The organism is Streptomyces sp. FH025 (assembly GCF_017427025.1).
Taxonomy (GTDB): domain Bacteria; phylum Actinomycetota; class Actinomycetes; order Streptomycetales; family Streptomycetaceae; genus Kitasatospora.
Window position 1 is genome coordinate 1 of record NZ_JAFLNG010001180.1, and the last position, 1238, is coordinate 1238.

General features: G+C 77.0%; 1 protein-coding gene. It reads left to right on the plus strand.

Translation table 11 applies throughout. The annotated features are described in order from the left end of the window. The coding region (locus tag J0670_RS38270) for an amino acid adenylation domain-containing protein (protein ID WP_207817373.1) at window positions 1-1238 on the plus strand (1238 nt) is incomplete at both ends.

Sequence of the window (1238 nt, forward strand, 5' to 3'; positions counted from 1 at the left end):
GGCGAACTGGACCGCCGCGTCAACGCGTTGGTCGAACGGCTGCGAGTCTCCGGAGTCACGCCCGGCCAGCCGGTGGCCGCCGTGCTGCCGCGCGGCACGGACAGCGTCGTCGCCCTGCTCGCCTGCCTGCGCCACGGCGCCGTCTACGCGCCGCTGTCCACCGAGGACCCGGCGGCCCGGCTCGGCCTGCTGCTGGAGCGGCTCGCCCCCGCCCTCGTCCTCGCCACCCGGCAGAGCGCGCTCGCGCTGCCCGCCGAGGGCTTCACCCCGGCGCTGCTGGACGGCCCCGCCTTCCCCAAGGCCGAGCCCGCCGCCGCCTTGGGCGACGGCGCCGCCTACATCATCCACACCTCCGGCTCCACCGGCGTGCCCAAGCCCGTGCTGGTCGGCCGCGAGGCCCTCGCCGGGTACGTCGCCGCGATCGCCGCGCGCTACGAACTCACCTCCGCCGACCGGGTGCTGCTGTTCGCCCGGCCGTCCTTCGACGTGGCCCTGGAGGAGGTGCTGCCCGCCCTCGCCGCCGGCGCCGCCCTGGTGGTGCCGCAGCGCGAGGTGCCCACCGGGCCCGAGCTGGTCGCCGTCCTCGCCGCCCGCGGCGTGACCGTCGCCAACCTGCCCACCAGCTACCTGCTCGCCGTCCGGGAGGACCTGCGCGAGGCGCTGCGCGACGGCCGCTGGACGCCCCGGCTGCTGGTCCTCGGCGGCGAGCGGCTGCCCGCCCGGGCCCTGGCCGGCCTCACCGAGGCCACCACCGTGCTCAACGCCTACGGCGTCACCGAGGCCACCGTCACCTCCACCGTCCACCACGTCACCGAGGACGACGTCGCCGAGGACGGCGAGATCCCGCTCGGCACCGAACTCGACGGCGTGCGCATCCACGTCCTGGACCAGGCGCTGCGCCCGCTCCCGTACGGCTGCGTCGGCGAACTCGCCGTCAGCGGACCGCTGCTGGCCGAAGGGTACGTCGGCCTGCCGGAGCCGACCGCCGCCCGCTTCGTCACCGTCCCCGCGCTCGGCGGCGCCCGGGTCTACCGCACCGGCGACCGCGGCTACCGCGACACCCGGGGGCGGCTGCGCTTCCTCGGCCGCTCCGACAACCAGGTCAAGCTGCGCGGCCACCGGATCGAGCTGGAGGAGATCGAGGCCGCCGCCTCCGCCGAACTCGGCGGCCGCTCCTGCGCGGTGGTACTGCACACCGACCCGCGGACCGGCCCCCGCCTGGTCGGCTTCCTGGAGGG